Source organism: Bacillus nitratireducens, assembly GCF_001884135.1.
Classification (GTDB): Bacteria; Bacillota; Bacilli; order Bacillales; family Bacillaceae_G; genus Bacillus_A; species Bacillus_A nitratireducens.
Map to the genome: position 1 here is coordinate 14,846 of NZ_MAOC01000056.1, position 15,758 is coordinate 30,603.

The 15,758-nt window shown below is 35.7% G+C and carries 16 protein-coding genes and 2 tRNA genes; all 18 read left to right on the forward strand.

The window, feature by feature from the left end; all coding sequences use genetic code 11:
• Nucleotides 1-34 precede the first annotated feature (34 nt).
• The 18 genes from purR to BAU23_RS17330 all read left to right on the forward strand — a co-directional run bounded on the left by purR (nucleotide 35) and on the right by BAU23_RS17330 (nucleotide 15,600).
• The gene (gene purR / locus BAU23_RS17245; RefSeq protein ID WP_000702477.1) at nucleotides 35-883 is read left to right on the forward strand and encodes a pur operon repressor; all 849 of its coding nucleotides are present in this window, start codon (nucleotides 35-37) and stop codon (nucleotides 881-883) included.
• Nucleotides 884-1,006: 123 nt separating this feature from the next.
• On the forward strand, nucleotides 1,007-1,381 hold the full coding sequence (locus tag BAU23_RS17250; RefSeq protein ID WP_000869819.1) for a RidA family protein: 375 nt from the start codon (nucleotides 1,007-1,009) through the stop codon (nucleotides 1,379-1,381).
• A gap of 152 nt (nucleotides 1,382-1,533) precedes the next feature.
• Nucleotides 1,534-1,827 (forward strand): septation regulator SpoVG, encoded by a 294-nt coding sequence (spoVG, locus tag BAU23_RS17255; RefSeq protein WP_000454041.1) that lies wholly within the window; start codon nucleotides 1,534-1,536, stop codon nucleotides 1,825-1,827.
• A gap of 322 nt (nucleotides 1,828-2,149) precedes the next feature.
• Nucleotides 2,150-3,529: a bifunctional UDP-N-acetylglucosamine diphosphorylase/glucosamine-1-phosphate N-acetyltransferase GlmU gene (gene glmU, locus BAU23_RS17260; protein ID WP_000071044.1), complete on the forward strand. Its 1,380-nt coding sequence runs from the start codon at nucleotides 2,150-2,152 to the stop codon at nucleotides 3,527-3,529.
• A gap of 18 nt (nucleotides 3,530-3,547) precedes the next feature.
• Entirely contained in the window at nucleotides 3,548-4,501 is a 954-nt protein-coding gene (locus BAU23_RS17265; protein ID WP_000107420.1) for a ribose-phosphate diphosphokinase, read from the forward strand.
• 73 nt (nucleotides 4,502-4,574) lie between these two features.
• Nucleotides 4,575-5,135, forward strand: coding sequence for an aminoacyl-tRNA hydrolase (gene pth / locus BAU23_RS17270; RefSeq protein ID WP_000767700.1), 561 nt, complete (start codon nucleotides 4,575-4,577; stop codon nucleotides 5,133-5,135).
• 70 nt (nucleotides 5,136-5,205) lie between these two features.
• Nucleotides 5,206-5,430 carry an anti-sigma-F factor Fin gene (locus BAU23_RS17275; protein ID WP_000399437.1) on the forward strand — a complete coding sequence of 75 codons (225 nt, stop codon included), beginning with the start codon at nucleotides 5,206-5,208 and terminating at the stop codon, nucleotides 5,428-5,430.
• A gap of 105 nt (nucleotides 5,431-5,535) precedes the next feature.
• On the forward strand, nucleotides 5,536-9,066 hold the full coding sequence (gene mfd, locus BAU23_RS17280) for a transcription-repair coupling factor (RefSeq protein WP_000579692.1): 3,531 nt from the start codon (nucleotides 5,536-5,538) through the stop codon (nucleotides 9,064-9,066).
• A gap of 136 nt (nucleotides 9,067-9,202) precedes the next feature.
• Entirely contained in the window at nucleotides 9,203-9,739 is a 537-nt protein-coding gene (gene spoVT / locus BAU23_RS17285; protein ID WP_000648311.1) for a stage V sporulation protein T, read from the forward strand.
• A gap of 230 nt (nucleotides 9,740-9,969) precedes the next feature.
• The gene (locus tag BAU23_RS17290; protein ID WP_000387572.1) at nucleotides 9,970-11,571 is read left to right on the forward strand and encodes a putative polysaccharide biosynthesis protein; all 1,602 of its coding nucleotides are present in this window, start codon (nucleotides 9,970-9,972) and stop codon (nucleotides 11,569-11,571) included.
• 12 nt (nucleotides 11,572-11,583) lie between these two features.
• A complete protein-coding gene (gene yabN / locus BAU23_RS17295) occupies nucleotides 11,584-13,044 on the forward strand; it encodes a bifunctional methyltransferase/pyrophosphohydrolase YabN (protein ID WP_000014249.1) in 1,461 nt (486 codons plus the stop codon).
• 14 nt (nucleotides 13,045-13,058) lie between these two features.
• Nucleotides 13,059-13,334 carry an RNA-binding S4 domain-containing protein gene (locus BAU23_RS17300; protein WP_001234880.1) on the forward strand — a complete coding sequence of 92 codons (276 nt, stop codon included), beginning with the start codon at nucleotides 13,059-13,061 and terminating at the stop codon, nucleotides 13,332-13,334.
• A 58-nt stretch (nucleotides 13,335-13,392) separates the two neighbouring features.
• Nucleotides 13,393-13,701 (forward strand): sporulation protein YabP, encoded by a 309-nt coding sequence (gene yabP / locus BAU23_RS17305; protein WP_001059100.1) that lies wholly within the window; start codon nucleotides 13,393-13,395, stop codon nucleotides 13,699-13,701.
• Nucleotides 13,698-14,351, forward strand: a complete 654-nt coding sequence (gene yabQ, locus BAU23_RS17310; RefSeq protein WP_000059774.1) for a spore cortex biosynthesis protein YabQ — start codon at nucleotides 13,698-13,700, stop codon at nucleotides 14,349-14,351. Before yabP ends, yabQ begins: the two co-directional genes overlap by 4 nt.
• On the forward strand, nucleotides 14,348-14,707 hold the full coding sequence (gene divIC / locus BAU23_RS17315) for a cell division protein DivIC (protein ID WP_001208735.1): 360 nt from the start codon (nucleotides 14,348-14,350) through the stop codon (nucleotides 14,705-14,707). Before yabQ ends, divIC begins: the two co-directional genes overlap by 4 nt.
• Nucleotides 14,708-14,794: 87 nt before the next feature.
• The gene (locus tag BAU23_RS17320; protein ID WP_000021449.1) at nucleotides 14,795-15,283 is read left to right on the forward strand and encodes a S1 domain-containing RNA-binding protein; all 489 of its coding nucleotides are present in this window, start codon (nucleotides 14,795-14,797) and stop codon (nucleotides 15,281-15,283) included.
• Nucleotides 15,284-15,441: 158 nt separating this feature from the next.
• Nucleotides 15,442-15,515, forward strand: a tRNA-Met gene (locus tag BAU23_RS17325).
• Between the two features lie 13 nt (nucleotides 15,516-15,528).
• Nucleotides 15,529-15,600 (forward strand) — tRNA-Glu (locus BAU23_RS17330).
• Nucleotides 15,601-15,758 lie beyond the last annotated feature (158 nt).

Sequence of the window (15,758 nt, forward strand, 5' to 3'; positions counted from 1 at the left end):
TTTGTTTAGAATATTCGTGATTTGAGGTGAGAGTATGAAAATTAGACGAAGTACAAGATTGGTCGATATGACTTATTACTTGCTACAAAATCCTCGTCAGCTAGTTTCTCTCACTTTTTTTGCTGAAAGGTATCAATCGGCTAAATCATCCATTAGTGAAGATTTAGTTATTATTAAGCAAACGTTTGAACAACAAGGGGTCGGCACATTGCAAACGATACCAGGAGCAGCAGGAGGAGTGAAATATATTCCCTATATAAGTGAAGAAGAGGCAAATCTGATTATTAATGAGCTTTGTAGCTTATTTGAAAATCCAGATCGTATTTTGCCTGGCGGTTACTTATATATGACGGATCTTTTAAGTAATCCTCGCCAGATTAATGGTGCGGGTCGTTTATTTGCTTCCGTTTTTGCTAGACAACCAATTGATGCGGTTATGACCGTAGCGACAAAAGGAATTCCACTTGCTTATGCAGTGGCGAATTACTTAGATGTACCGGTGGTAATTGCGAGAAAAGATAATAAGGTAACAGAAGGACCCACTGTTAGTATTAACTATGTATCGGGTTCCTCTAAGCGAATCCAAACGATGACTTTAGCAAAGCGTAGCCTTCCAGAAGGATCTAATGTTTTAATTATTGATGATTTCATGAAAGCTGGCGGAACCATTCAAGGTATGATGAGCATGCTAGAAGAGTTTAAAGCTAACGTTGTTGGAATTGGTGTATTAGTAGAATCTACGGATATCGAAGAAAGACTTATTAATAACTTTGTATCATTAATTCGTCTGTCAGAAGTTGATGTGAAAGAAAAAGCGATTCAAGTGGAGAAGGGGAATTATTCGCTTGCGCCATTTAAAGAAGGAATTGTAGAGGCTGAGTAAAAAGGGTAAAGCAGATAGCTTTATCTTTTTTTATTCTATTTATAAATTATAAAATAGGTGGACAAACTGCTTTTCGTACACTATTTTTAAAGAGTAAAAATAAATAATAAAAGGGTGAAAAGTATGAAAGTTGTTCAAACAAGCAAAGCACCACAAGCAATCGGACCATATTCACAAGGGATTATTGTAAATAATATGTTCTATAGTTCGGGACAAATCCCGTTAACAGCAAGTGGAGAACTTGTAACGGGGGATGTAACAGTACAAACAGAGCAAGTATTTGAAAATTTACAAGCAGTATTAGCAGAAGCTGGTGCTTCATTTGATACAGTGGTAAAAACAACAGTATTCTTAAAGGATATGGATGATTTTAATGCGGTTAATGAAGTATATGGTTCTTATTTCTCTACTCATAAACCAGCGCGTTCTTGTGTACAGGTAGCAAAATTACCGAAAGATGTTTCTGTTGAAATCGAAGTAATCGCCCTAGTTAAGTAACACTTTGTAAGCGATAACCTCTACTAATCTCTATATTCAACTACAATAAAAATTTTTATCTTAAAAATTTTTAAAAAATTAAAGGGAAAATAGAAATTTTGTGGAATTTATACAAATATATCGCTTATTTAGAAAAGGGTGGTGAACACAAGATGGAAGTGACTGACGTAAGATTACGCCGCGTAAACACAGAAGGCCGCATGAGAGCAATTGCCTCTATTACTCTAGACCATGAATTTGTTGTTCATGATATTCGTGTAATTGATGGTAATAATGGATTATTTGTAGCAATGCCAAGTAAACGTACTCCAGATGGAGAATTCCGTGACATTGCACATCCAATTAATTCTGGTACACGCTCTAAAATTCAAGATGCGGTTTTAACAGAGTATCATCGTTTAGGCGAGTTAGAAGAGGTTGAGTTTGAAGAAGCAGGCGCTTCGTAAAATTCGAATGAAAAGGGCTTTTGAAAGAAAGTCTTATAATTTTGTAGCAAACTCCTGTAAGCATTTACAGGAGTTTGTTTTTTTGTGTTTATATATATTTACCGTTTGGAAAATTCGAAATTTATTAAAATGAAGAGAAAAACTTCTAATTTTTTCAAAATCATTTTAAATAGTATAGCTTATTTCTTAAAAAAGATACTAAAGAGTAAAACATCGTATAAGAATTATGGTAAAATTTAATAGTTATAATGTGTTTCTTGAAATATATGATGATTTAGGATAATATCGTTAATGGATAAATAGGTTGCGATGGAGGGTCTATATGTCAAACAGATTTGCAGTGATTCTAGCTGCGGGTAAAGGCACACGTATGAAGTCCAAGCTATACAAAGTGCTACATCCTGTATGTGGAAAACCAATGGTACAACATGTAGTCGATCAAGTATCCCAATTAGGGATGCAGAAACTTGTAACAGTCGTTGGACATGGTGCTGAAATGGTACAAGAACAGCTAGGAAACGTAAGTGAGTTTGCATTACAAGCAGAACAACTTGGTACAGCACATGCTGTCGATCAAGCTGCAAATGTACTTGCAAATGAAGAAGGAACAACTTTAGTTATTTGTGGTGATACACCTCTAATAACTGCTGAAACGATGGAAGCATTGCTTCAGCAACACGAGGAAGCGGGAGCAATGGCAACGGTACTAACAGCGTACATAGAAGAGCCTGCTGGATATGGCCGTATCGTTCGTAATGAGAATGGTCATGTTGAAAAGATTGTTGAGCATAAGGATGCAAATGAAAAAGAATTAGCTATTAAAGAAATCAATACGGGTACGTATTGTTTTGATAATAAAGCTCTATTTGCTTCACTTTCTAAAGTTTCAAATGATAATGTACAGGGCGAATATTACCTTCCGGACGTTATTGAAATTTTAAAAAATGAAGGTCATATTGTATCAGCTTATCAAACAGAGCACTTCGATGAAACGTTAGGTGTTAACGACAGAGTCGCTCTATCGCAAGCGGAAATTATTATGAAAAACCGTATTAACCGAAAGAACATGGTAAATGGTGTTACAATTATTGATCCAAGTAACACATACATTTCTGCTGATGCGATTATTGGCAGTGATACAGTTCTTCACCCAGGAACAATTATTGAGGGTAACACTGTAATTGGTTCTGATTGTGAAATTGGACCACATACAGTAATTCGCGACAGTGAAATTGGAGAGCGTACGGTAATTCGTCAATCTACTGTACATGACAGCAAACTTGGTACAGAAGTATCAGTTGGCCCATTTGCACATATTCGCCCAGATTCAGTTATTGGAGATGAAGTGCGCGTTGGAAACTTCGTAGAAATCAAAAAAACTGTTTTTGGTAATAGAAGTAAAGCTTCACACTTAAGTTATATCGGGGATGCACAAATTGGAGAAGACGTGAATCTTGGTTGTGGTTCAATTACGGTGAACTACGACGGAAAGAATAAATTTAAAACTGTGATTGGTAACGGGGTATTTATTGGATGTAATTCAAATCTTGTTGCTCCTGTAACAGTTGAAGATGGTGCTTATGTGGCAGCAGGCTCTACAATTACAGAGAATGTTCCATCAAAAGCATTATCGGTAGCACGTGCACGTCAAGTTAACAAAGAAGACTATGTTGATCAATTGCTGAATAAGAAAAAATCATAATGTGGAGGGTTAATCTAGATGTCGACTCAATATCTAAATTCTAATTTGAAAGTATTCTCTTTAAACTCTAATAAGGAACTTGCTGAGCAAATCGCAAAGCATATTGGAGTAGGACTAGGAAAATGTTCTGTTGATCGTTTTAGTGATGGAGAAGTTCAAATTAACATTGAAGAAAGTATTCGTGGTTGCGATGTATTCATTATTCAATCTACAAGCTTCCCAGTAAACGAACATATCATGGAATTACTTATTATGATTGATGCATTAAAACGTGCATCTGCAAAAACAATTAATATTGTTATTCCTTACTATGGTTATGCGCGTCAAGACCGTAAAGCGCGTTCTCGTGAACCAATTACATCGAAACTTGTAGCAAACTTGCTTGAAACAGCAGGTGCAACTCGTGTAATCACTCTAGATTTACATGCTCCACAAATTCAAGGATTCTTTGATATCCCAATCGACCACTTAATGGGTGTACCGATTCTTTCAGATTACTTTGAAACAAAAGGTCTTAAAGATATCGTAATCGTATCTCCTGATCACGGTGGCGTAACTCGTGCTAGAAAAATGGCAGATCGCCTAAAAGCGCCAATCGCTATTATTGATAAGCGTCGTCCTCGTCCGAATGTATCGGAAGTAATGAACATTATCGGTAACATCGAAGGCAAAACAGCAATTTTAATTGATGACATCATTGATACAGCTGGTACAATTACATTAGCGGCAAACGCTCTTGTTGAGAACGGTGCTTCTGAAGTATATGCTTGCTGTACACACCCAGTATTATCTGGCCCGGCAATTGAGCGTATTCAAAATTCGAATATTAAAGAGTTAGTTGTAACGAACTCTATCGTATTACCAGAAGAAAAGAAAATTGATAAAGTACATGAACTTTCAGTTGCTCCATTAATCGGAGAAGCAATCATTCGTGTATACGAAGAAGAATCAGTAAGTGTATTATTCAATTAATTGGATAGAATGAGACGTAACCAAGATTGGTTACGTCTTTTCGTATCGAAAAAAGAAAGTAGTGGTACAAAGAATGAAATTAATAGTAGGACTTGGGAACCCAGGTAGAGAATATGAATTAACAAGGCATAATATTGGGTTTATGGCGATTGATGAACTTGCCAAGCGTTGGAATATTTCTTTGAATGAACAAAAATTCAAAGGGCTATTTGGTGCAGGCTTTGTTAATGGGGAAAAGGTAATCTTATTAAAGCCACTTACATATATGAATTTATCTGGGGAAAGTATCCGTCCACTCATGGATTATTATAAAATTGATGTCGAGGACTTCATCGTCATGTACGATGATTTAGATATTCCTGTAGGTAAATTACGCCTTCGCATGAAAGGAAGTGCAGGTGGACATAATGGTGTGAAATCAACAATTTCACATTTAGGAACACAAGAATTTCAACGCATCCGCATGGGAATCGATCGCCCGAAAAATGGGATGAAAGTAGTGGATTATGTATTAGGACGTTTTACGTCTGAAGAACTTCCTGGTGTCAATCAATCCATTGAAAAGACAGCAGATGCATGTGAAGAGTGGTTAAATAAACCATTTCTCCAAATCATGAATACTTTTAATAGTTAAGCGTATAATCTGGAATATTTTATTTTGCTTTAACCCATACTAGTAGTAACTGGATATTTAGGAGGCTAGTATGGAAGGGTATTATTACTGCAGACATTGCGAGAGTAATGTAGGCTCCGTTACCGTAGAAAAAGTATATAGCGACGTTTTGCTTCAACTAACAGAGCAAGAAGTAGTGGATATGATTCATTTTCATGAGAATGGAAATATATATATAAAAACGATTTGTGAATCGTGTCAAGAAACGCTCGCATCTTATCCTGAGTATTATGAATATGAAAAATTTCTGCAATAAAATGTTGTCGCTTTGGCATGTCCAAAGCATTTTTCTGTTTTCTTTTTCCAAAATATTTGCATAAAATATAGTAACTTGCTCTTTATGTTGAGAGGAGTTTTGATAATGATAGGTTTATTAGAGCAGTTTTATAAAAATGAAGAGATACAATCGGTTATTAATGGGCTAGAAGATGGGTTGAAAGAGCAACTTATATCGGGTATGGCAACATCTTCTCGTTCATTATTAATGGCAGCTTTATATAAAAAAACAAAAAAATCGCAACTAATTGTGACGCATAATTTATACCAAGCACAAAAAGTACATGAAGATTTAGTGGCTTTACTTGGTGAAAAAGATGTGTGGTTATATCCCGTAAATGAATTGATAGCATCGGAAATCGGTGTTGCAAGTCCAGAATTGAAGGCGCAGCGTATTGAAGTGTTAAATCGCTTGGCGGCGGGAGAGAATGGGATTATTGTAGCGCCAGTTGCAGGACTACGTAGATTTTTACCAATAAAAGAATTATGGAAGCAAAGGCAAATTGAAATCAATCTAGGGCAAGAGATTGATTTAGATGCACTTTTGCATACTTTACATCATATTGGCTACGAGCGTAAGTCAATGGTAGAAGCTCCAGGAGAGTTCAGTTTACGCGGGGGAATATTAGATATTTACCCATTAACGGAAGAATTACCATTTCGTATTGAATTCTTCGATACAGAAGTCGATTCTATTCGATTGTTTGATGTGGATGAACAGCGCTCTCAAGATAAAAAGGAAAGTGTTAAGTTCGGTCCAGCAACAGAGTTTTTATTTTCACAGGAAGAATTGAAATTGGGAATTAAGCATCTTGAAGAAGGTTTGACTAAGACGATGCAAAAGCTTTCCGATGATAAATTAAAGACTACAGTACTTGAGACGGTAAGTCATGAAATTGAGATGTTGAAAAACGGGCAAAGTATAGAACAAATGTTTAAATATTTATCTATTTTCTATAAAGAACCTGCTAGTCTGATAGATTATTTACCAGAAGATGGTGTTGTGATTTTAGATGAAATTTCCCGTATTCAAGAAACGGCATCACATCTCGAAACAGAAGAAGCGGAATGGTATATATCACTTCTTGGTGAAGGAACAATTATTCAGGACTTATCTTTCTCCCACTCATTTGAGGAGTTTCTTCATCATAAAAAAAGAAGTTTTGTATATTTAACGTTATTCTTGCGCCATATAGCACATACACATCCACAAAATATTGTGAATGTGACATGTAAAACAATGCAAGATTTCCACGGACAGATGCAGTTGTTAAAAACTGAAATTGATAGATGGAATGAAGGGCATTTTACGACCGTTGTGCTCGGAACAGATGATGAACGTGTAAAAAAACTACAACATATTTTAAGTGATTATGATATTGAGGCAGACATTGTAGAGGCGACAGATATTTTATTGCCTGGAAGGTTACAAATTGCTGTGGGTGATTTACATGCAGGGTTTGAAATGCCGATGCAAAAGCTTGTTGTTATTACTGAAAAGGAGCTTTTTCATAAGAAGGTTAAAAAATCACAACGTAAGCAAAAGTTATCTAACGCTGAACGTATTAAAAGTTATTCGGAATTAAAAGTTGGAGACTATGTAGTTCATGTAAATCATGGTATAGGTAAATTTTTAGGTATTGAGACATTAGAGATTAATGGTGTTCATAAAGATTATTTAAATATTAAATATCAAGGTAATGATAAGTTATATGTTCCGATTGAACAAATTGATCAAGTGCAAAAATATGTAGGATCTGAAGGTAAGGATCCGAAAGTTTATAAATTAGGCGGTAATGATTGGAAGAAGGTTAAAACGAAAGTTGAAAAATCTGTACAAGACATTGCAGATGACCTAATTAAATTGTATGCCGAGCGCGAAGCTTCAAAAGGTTATGCATATACACCAGATACGGCAGAACAACAAGAATTTGAATCTTCTTTCCCATATCAAGAGACAGAGGATCAATTACGTTCTATTGACGAAATTAAGAAAGATATGGAACGTGGACGTCCGATGGATAGGCTTCTTTGTGGTGACGTAGGGTATGGAAAGACTGAAGTAGCCATTCGTGCGGCATTTAAAGCAATTATGGATGAAAAACAAGTTGCGATTTTAGTACCGACAACCATTCTTGCACAACAACACTATGAAACAATTCGAGAGCGTTTTCAAGATTACCCGATTAATATAGGGTTGCTAAGTAGATTCCGTACGCGGAAACAACAAAATGAAACGATTAAGGGTTTAAAAGATGGAACGGTAGATATTGTAATCGGAACACATCGTATTTTATCCAAAGATGTTACTTATAAAGATTTAGGACTTCTTATTATTGATGAGGAACAAAGATTCGGTGTTACGCATAAAGAAAAAATTAAACAATTGAAAGCAAATGTTGACGTTTTAACGTTAACGGCAACTCCGATTCCACGTACACTTCATATGTCTATGCTTGGTGTGCGTGATTTATCTGTAATTGAGACACCGCCAGAGAATAGGTTCCCAGTACAAACATATGTAGTGGAGTATAATCCAGCATTAATGCGAGAAGCGATAGAGCGAGAGCTTGCAAGAGGAGGTCAAATTTACTTCTTATATAACCGTGTGGAGGATATTGAAAGAAAAGCAGATGAAATTTCGATGTTAGTTCCAGACGCTCGTGTAACATACGCACACGGGAAAATGAATGAAGGTGAATTAGAGTCTGTTATGCTATCGTTTTTAGAGGGGCAGCATGATGTTCTTGTAAGTACAACAATTATTGAGACGGGTGTAGATATTCCGAATGTAAATACATTAATTGTATTTGATGCAGATCGTATGGGATTATCACAGTTGTATCAGCTTCGTGGTCGTGTTGGACGTTCTAATCGCGTCGCGTATGCATACTTTGCATACAAACGCGATAAAGTGTTATCGGAAGTTGCAGAGAGGCGTCTGCAGGCAATTAAAGAGTTTACAGAGCTTGGATCTGGTTTCAAAATTGCGATGAGAGATTTATCAATTCGTGGTGCAGGTAACTTGTTAGGAGCAGAACAACATGGATTTATTGATTCTGTCGGATTTGATCTATATTCTCAAATGCTAAAAGATGCAATTGAACAGCGCAGGGGAACAGACGGAGTTGAAAATATAGTTAATGTTGAAATTGATTTAGAAGTAGATGCATATTTACCGGATGCTTATATTTCAGATAGTAAACAAAAAATTATGATGTATAAACAATTTAGAGGTGTTTCTGCAATTGAGGATATTGAAGAGCTGCAGGAAGAGATGATAGATAGATTTGGTGATTATCCACAAGAAGTTGGTTATTTATTACAAATCGCAAATATTAAAGTGTTAGCAATGAAAGAACAAATTGAGTTAATTAAGCAAAATAAATTTGAAGTAACGTTCCTGTTTTCTGAACAAGCAAGCCAAAATATCGATGGTGGGAAATTATTTATGCTAGGGAATAGTTTTGGTCGTATGATTGGTCTTGGTATGGAAGGGTCACAATTGAAAATTGTTATGAAAACGAATGGATTAGAGACATCGAAATGGTTAACAATTGCTGAAAATTTATTAAAAGGCTTACCAGATGTAAAAAAAGAAGTAATAAATGCCTAATTTAAGATAAAAAATACAATTCGACGTGCATAGAAGAACTAATGTGTAAAATACTATGTTTAACAGTTGGTGATTTTTACATGAACAGGTAAATTCACCACTTTTGATCATCAGTAGAAAGTGAGGCAGCATTAGAATGAAAGCAACTGGAATCGTACGTCGAATTGATGATTTAGGCAGGGTAGTAATCCCGAAGGAAATTCGTAGAACTTTACGTATTCGAGAAGGAGACCCACTAGAAATATTTGTTGATCGCGATGGAGAAGTGATTTTGAAAAAATATTCTCCAATTAGTGAGCTGGGTAATTTTGCAAAAGAATATACGGAAGCTTTATACGATAGCTTAGGACATAATGTGCTTGTATGTGATCGTGATTCTATTATCGCAGTAGCAGGCATATCTAAAAAAGAATACTTAAATAAAAGTGTTGGCGATTTAATCGAGAAGACAATGGAAGAGCGTAAGTCTGTAATTATGACAGATGAAAGCGAAATTTCAATTATTGATGGAGTAACAGAAAAAGTGAGCTCCTATACAATTGGCCCGATTGTTGCGAATGGGGATCCAATTGGAGCTGTTGTTATCTTCTCTAAAGAGGCCATTATAAGTGAAGTAGAGCATAAGTCAGTAAATACAGCTGCAAGCTTTTTAGCGAAACAAATGGAGCAGTAGTGAAGTGTAATTTCTATAAGTAGCAATCTTTCCTAATTATGATATTTCTATTTGAGAAATTAACTATTTGGAGATATAAGTATATTGAACGAAGGTAGCGCTTTGCTACCTTTTTTCGTTGAACATTTTCAATGTTGCACGAACGTATTATTACTCGTGGAGGCAGGGAGCCTGTTCTTTTCTTTATGATATAATACGAGGGGTGAGAATAGAAAAAGGAGTTTTCTTGTATGGAAGCGAAGAAGTATCAAGCCTTTTGGCGTGGGGCTATTATATTAACAATCGCAAGTTTTGTTACGAAAGTATTAAGCGCTTTTTACCGTATTCCATATCAAAATATAGCGGGTGATATTGGTTTTTATATTTACCAACAAATTTATCCGTTTTATGGATTTTGTTTAATTTTAGCTACTTATGGGTTTCCCATTATTATTTCAAAAATGGTCGCAGAAAGATTAGAACAAGGAAAACAAAAAGAAGCAGAAGAAATTATTTGTGTATCTTTTTGGTTTTTATTAGGAATTGGATTTGTGGGTTTTTTCACATTGTTCTTCGGTGCCGAAACAATTGCATCGGCTATGGGCGATATACATTTGGATAAATTATTACGTGTTATTTCGTTTTCATTCCTACTAATGCCATTTTTATCTGTAGCGAGAGGATATTTTCAAGGATTCAATAATATGATGCCGACGGCTGTTTCGCAAGTAATTGAACAAACGATTCGTGTTTCTATTATTGTGTTTTTATCACTATTCCTTATTGCTCATGGATTTGATTTATATACAGTTGGTGCGGGTGCTATGTTAGGTTCAATTGCAGGTGGGCTTATTGGGATTATCGTACTTTTACTTTATATGCGTCATGATTTCCGGTCTATTTTCTTTAAAAGTTGGAAGAGAGTTGGAGATAAAAAAAGGATTATTAGAATCCTTTTTTGGCAGGGATTGGCGATTTGTGTTAGTAATTTAGTCCTTATTTTTATACAAATGGCGGATTCTATTTCCTTTTATACCTTGCTTATTCGCGCGGGGGAGCAAGTTGAAAATGCAAAGGTACTAAAAGGCGTTTATGATAGAAGTATCCCGCTTATGCAATTGGGTACTGTTGTGACAACTTCTTTCTCATTGTCACTTATACCTATTATTACAGCGGCGAAAGAAAGAGGAGATTTTTCCTTTATTCAAGAAAAGGTAAAGTTAGCAATGAAAATAACATTCGTTATTGGATTTGCAGCTGCTATTGGATTAACTTGTATTATTCAACCTACAAATATTATGTTGTTTGAAAATAGTGATGGATCAGATGTGTTATCGATTTTATCTTTATCTATTTTATTTAGTTCATTGTCAATTACAACTGCTTCTATTTTGCAAGGGTTGGGACAAACATTAAAACCAGCAATATTCGTTGTATTTGGAGGTTGTTTGAAGCTAGCTTTAAACTATATATTAATGCCGTATTTTGGTGTAAAGGGAGCTGCAATTGCAACTTTAGTTGCGCTTATTGTAATTGCCTTGCTAAATAGTGTTTTACTTATGCGAGCTGTATCAGATCCGCTTATTGATAAGCGGAATATGTTAGGTGTAGTTATTAGTGGCATTGGTATGGGGTTTGTATTAATAATCTTTATGCGTGTGTTGCGAATGTCTGGATTAGTAATTGATACAGGACATAGAGGAATTGCGACGCTTGAAGCGCTGTTAGGTGTAGCTATCGGCGGATTAGCATATATGTTTTTAATTTTAAAATTACGTGTATTTACAAAAGAAGAATTAGGAACCGTTATGAAACAAGAGAAAAAAGAAGGTTCATTGAAGAAGAGTGGATAGAGGTGACTGGTTGTGAGTGGAATTATTACTATTTTAGGATTAGGTGCTGGTGAGTTAGATCAGTTAACGATGGGTGTATATCGAAAGATAAAAGAAGCGGACCATATGTTTGTTAGAACGAAGGAACACCCAGTTATAGAAGAATTGGAGAAAGAAGGCATAAAATATACAGCTTTTGACGATGTATACGAAGCGCATGATACATTTGAAATCGTATATGAAACAATCGCGAATACGTTGTTAGAACAAGCTAAAGGTACAGAAATTATTTATGCGGTTCCTGGTCATCCGCTTGTAGCAGAAAGAACAGTTCAGCTACTTTTGGAAAAAGGAGAGGTAGCAAATATTGAAGTGCGACTTGAAGGTGGACAAAGTTTCCTTGATCCGATGTTTGCGAGCCTAAAAATTGATCCGATTGAAGGATTTCAATTAATTGATGCTACATCATTTGAAAGAGGGCAATTAGAGTTACGTCAACATTTAATCTTTTGCCAAGTGTATGATGCGTTTGTTGCTTCAGATGTGAAACTACCGTTAATGGAGATGTTGCCAGATGATTACGAAGTGTATATCGTAACAGCTGCAGGAACTTCATTTGAGCAAGTAAAAAAAGTGCCATTATACATGTTAGATCATGAAACAGAATTAAATAATTTAACGAGTGTATATGTACCACCAGTTAAGGAACGTGCATCCTTGTATCAGCAGTTTGATGTGCTTAGAGCAATTATTGCTGATCTTCGTGGACCGAATGGTTGCCCGTGGGATAAAAAGCAAACTCATCAATCTTTAAAGAAATACTTAATTGAAGAAGCATATGAGGTGCTAGAAGCCATTGATGAAGAGGATGATGATCATTTAGTAGAAGAACTGGGTGATATATTATTACAAGTTATGCTTCATGCCCAAATTGGAGAGGATGAAGGTTGGTTCTCTATAGACGATATTATCCGAACTTTATCTGAGAAAATGGTTCGTCGTCACCCACATGTGTTTGGGAATACGGATGTAAATAATGCTGATGAAGTAATTGCGAATTGGGAAGAGATTAAAAAACAAGAAAAGGGATTCGTGAAAGAATCTGTTTTAACGGGTATTCCAAAAAGCTTACCGCAGCTAATGCGTGCTTATGAAATTCAGAAGAAAGCTGGAAAGGTTGGATTTGATTGGGTTGATGTGCAGCCGATGATAGAGAAAGCCTTAGAAGAATGGCAAGAATTCCAGCAAGAAGTTGTAAACATGGATGAGGAAAAGATGCTAGGTGAATTTGGTGATTTATTATTTGCATTTGTTAATATAGCTCGTCATTATAAAATAGATCCAGAAGAAGCGTTGCATTCAACTAATGAGAAATTTACCGGTCGTTTTTTATACATGGAAGCAAAAGTAGCAGAAATGAATAAAGAAATGCAAGATTTATCATTAGAACAGTTAGATGTTTTATGGGAAGAGGCCAAACAAACAGAGCGTTAATAGGGGGACTTGATATGCGTTTAGATAAGTTTTTGAAAGTGTCACGTTTAATTAAAAGAAGAACATTAGCAAAAGAAGTATCTGATCAAGGAAGAATATCCATTAATGGTCAAGTGGCAAAAGCGAGTTCAGATGTAAAGGTAGATGATGAATTAACAATTCGTTTTGGTCAAAAAATAGTAACTGTGAAAGTAAATGAATTGAAAGAAACGACTAAAAAAGAAGATGCAGCGAACATGTATAGTATAGTTCGCGAAGAAAAAGTAAAAGCGGAAGAAGGCTTGTTCTAAAATGGGCCACCCCTTCATACATTACTATTAGCTAGTATAAAGCTATGGGGGGATTTTCGTGAATAATGGTTACTCACCTATGTCTTCTAATCAACAAAATGTTTCTGTAGAGCATGATATTATCATGCGTGGCAGGCGTGTAATCGATATTACCGGTGTAAAGCAAGTGGAGAGTTTTGATAGCGAAGAGTTTTTACTGGAGACTGTAATGGGTTTTTTAACAATTCGTGGTCAAAATTTACAGATGAAGAATTTAGATGTAGAAAAGGGTGTTGTATCGATTAAAGGGAAAATTCATGAGATGCTGTATATTGATGAGAACCAAGGGGAGAAAACTAAAGGTTTCTTTAGTAAGTTGTTTAAATGAGCCTAACAATTCAGTTGTATACAATGCTTTCAATGATTGGAATGGGTGCTTGGATTGGTGCATCTTTAGATACGTATCAACGATTCTTAAAACGCCAAGAGCGTAAACGTTGGCTTGTATTTATACATGATATACTATTTTGGATTGTCCAAGCCTTATTCGTTTTTTATGTATTACTGCTCGTGAATGAAGCTGAATTACGTATATATGTATTTTTGGCATTATTATGCGGTTTTGCGGCATATCAAAGTTTATTGAAAGCATTATACATGAAGATGTTAAATTTTCTCATCCATATTTTTGTGCAAACAATACAATTTTTTGTTCGAATTATACAGCTACTCATGATAAAACCTGTTATTATTATAGCGCAGCTATTTATTGCATTTATATTATTCTTATTTCGTGTACTGCTTTCAATTGGACGTGTGTTATGGAAAATGGCGATTTGGATATTACTTTTCATGTGGAAAGTTTTTTTCTGGCCTGTTCGATTTATTGCTTCACTCATATGGAAACTTCTCCCTAATCGTGTTAAACTTTTTATAACGAAGCATGTAGGGTTCCTGCAATATATAGCAAAGTTGAAGGGACATACCTTCCAATTATGGGAGCGTATAAAAAAGAAGTTAGGGGGACCTCGGAAATGAGGGAACTGAGACAAAGAACAATCGAAAAACAGAGTCCAAATCCTGTTAAAGAACATATAATACAAACGGATGAGAACAGGAAGCGACTTTATCGCCGTTTAGCGGTTTTTCTTGTCTTTGCTTTTACAATTATTGCGAGTATTAGTGTAACGTTTTATCAACAAAACAGTTCCATTAAAGCAAAAGAGGCAAAAGTTAAGGACATGAAAAAAGAACTGGATTCATTAACGAAAAAGGAAAAAAGTCTAAAAGACGAAGTTCAAAAGTTAAATGATGAAGAGTACGTTTTAAAGATTGCTAGAAGGGATTATTTCTTCTCCGGAAAAGGGGAGATAATTTTTCCTGTTTCTAAGTAGAGTATGTCTTATTGACACTATATTTTAGGATTATATATAATAAAGTAAAATTTGACTTTTTAACCACTAAGGAGGAGCATTTTTTTTATGTCAATCGAGGTAGGCAGCAAGTTACAGGGTAAAGTAACAGGTATTACAAATTTTGGCGCTTTTGTGGAGCTGCCAGAAGGCTTAACGGGTCTTGTTCATATTAGTGAAGTTGCTGATAATTATGTGAAAGATATTAACGATCACTTAAAAGTGGGCGACCAAGTAGAAGTAAAAGTTATTAATGTTGAAAAAGATGGAAAGATTGGTCTATCTATTAAAAAAGCGAAAGAACGCGAAAAAACAGAAGGAGATCGTCCACGTGGTGAATACCAACAACGCGGTGGTGATCAACAACGTTCTGGACGTCCACAACGTAATAATCGTTCTTTCAACAGAGATAACCGCGGTGGCGGTAACGACCGAGCTCCAAAAGAAACATTTGAGCAAAAGATGGCACGCTTTTTAAAAGATAGTGAAGATCGTTTAACTTCTTTAAAGCGTAACACAGAATCTAAACGTGGTGGCCGTGGCGCACGTCGCGGATAATAAGTCCGTTTAATTCTTAGCATATAGAGAGGTACCCAGAGTAATTACTCGGGTACTTTTTTATGTGAGAGAATATATTTTAAAAAAGTTTTTGAGATGTGTTGACTTTAAAACATATCTGATGTAAGATACTAATTGTCCGTTAAATACGACGACATGGCGGTGTAGCTCAGCTGGCTAGAGCGTACGGTTCATACCCGTGAGGTCGGGGGTTCGATCCCCTCCGCCGCTATATTTAATTTAACGGCCCGTTGGTCAAGTGGTTAAGACACCGCCCTTTCACGGCGGTAACACGGGTTCGAATCCCGTACGGGTCATCTAAAAAGATCATGCAAATTGCATGATCTTTTTTTGTTAAGTAAATTAAGACATACAACACTTCTACAAAATCACCCTATATTTTCTGAATATTCCATCGACTTTAAATGGATAAATTAAATACTGTGTATATATGTAGACTTATTTCGAATAAAAC

Bases quoted from the DNA above. Each gene is read 5' to 3' on its own strand.
- purR (WP_000702477.1), top strand. From the start codon at position 35: ATGAAAATTAGACGAAGTACAAGATTGGTCGATATGACTTATTACTTG.
- BAU23_RS17250 (WP_000869819.1), top strand. From the start codon at position 1,007: ATGAAAGTTGTTCAAACAAGCAAAGCACCACAAGCAATCGGACCATAT.
- spoVG (WP_000454041.1), top strand. From the start codon at position 1,534: ATGGAAGTGACTGACGTAAGATTACGCCGCGTAAACACAGAAGGCCGC.
- glmU (WP_000071044.1), top strand. From the start codon at position 2,150: ATGTCAAACAGATTTGCAGTGATTCTAGCTGCGGGTAAAGGCACACGT.
- BAU23_RS17265 (WP_000107420.1), top strand. From the start codon at position 3,548: ATGTCGACTCAATATCTAAATTCTAATTTGAAAGTATTCTCTTTAAAC.
- pth (WP_000767700.1), top strand. From the start codon at position 4,575: ATGAAATTAATAGTAGGACTTGGGAACCCAGGTAGAGAATATGAATTA.
- BAU23_RS17275 (WP_000399437.1), top strand. From the start codon at position 5,206: ATGGAAGGGTATTATTACTGCAGACATTGCGAGAGTAATGTAGGCTCC.
- mfd (WP_000579692.1), top strand. From the start codon at position 5,536: ATGATAGGTTTATTAGAGCAGTTTTATAAAAATGAAGAGATACAATCG.
- spoVT (WP_000648311.1), top strand. From the start codon at position 9,203: ATGAAAGCAACTGGAATCGTACGTCGAATTGATGATTTAGGCAGGGTA.
- BAU23_RS17290 (WP_000387572.1), top strand. From the start codon at position 9,970: ATGGAAGCGAAGAAGTATCAAGCCTTTTGGCGTGGGGCTATTATATTA.
- BAU23_RS17300 (WP_001234880.1), top strand. From the start codon at position 13,059: ATGCGTTTAGATAAGTTTTTGAAAGTGTCACGTTTAATTAAAAGAAGA.
- yabQ (WP_000059774.1), top strand. From the start codon at position 13,698: ATGAGCCTAACAATTCAGTTGTATACAATGCTTTCAATGATTGGAATG.
- divIC (WP_001208735.1), top strand. From the start codon at position 14,348: ATGAGGGAACTGAGACAAAGAACAATCGAAAAACAGAGTCCAAATCCT.
- BAU23_RS17320 (WP_000021449.1), top strand. From the start codon at position 14,795: ATGTCAATCGAGGTAGGCAGCAAGTTACAGGGTAAAGTAACAGGTATT.